Here is a 530-nt window from a genome sequence, read left to right on the forward strand (position 1 = left end):
AAGAAGGAGACCAGGTTTTGGAACGAGCCGTCGAAGTATCCTTTTAATAAATTATTCAGGTAGAACTTTGTATACTTCTCTTTGGTGATGAGCGGATAATACTGGTGTGTTTTGCCATAGGCGGTATGGTCGACGAAGCCTTTTGTTTCCAGAATGCGCACGATGGTGGAGACGGTGTTGTAAGCCGGCTTGGGTTCGGGCATGGCTTCCACGATGTGTTTTACAAAAGCTTTTTGCAGTGTCCAGAGGATTTGCATGATCTGGTCTTCGGCTTTTGTTAATTCTTTTATGTCTTTCATGGTGCGTGGTGGACAATAGTTGAAAGTGCTGCGCTGATCGGGTGCAGTATTTTTGGTTACTAAGTAATTAGTTATAAAACTAATACTTTAGTTGATCGGATGCAAGGAGTTTAACTAATTTTTTAGTTGATGATTTGAGATTACTTTTTTTACTGTCGGGTCGAATCAAGTAGAATAATTTACCAGTACCCTGGAATAAAAAAAGCAACCCGATCAAGGTTGCTTTTTTTG

At 40.2% G+C, this 530-nt stretch carries 1 protein-coding gene; it reads right to left on the minus strand.

Annotated elements, in window-relative coordinates; genetic code table 11:
• Positions 1–290: BlaI/MecI/CopY family transcriptional regulator (locus tag KK062_RS29975; RefSeq protein ID WP_254088071.1), on the minus strand; the 290-nt coding region annotated here is incomplete at its 3' end.
• Between the last annotated feature and the right edge of the window lie 240 nt (positions 291–530).

Source organism: Dawidia cretensis, from assembly GCF_018598175.1.
Classification (GTDB): domain Bacteria; phylum Bacteroidota; class Bacteroidia; order Cytophagales; family Cyclobacteriaceae; genus Ohtaekwangia; species Ohtaekwangia cretensis.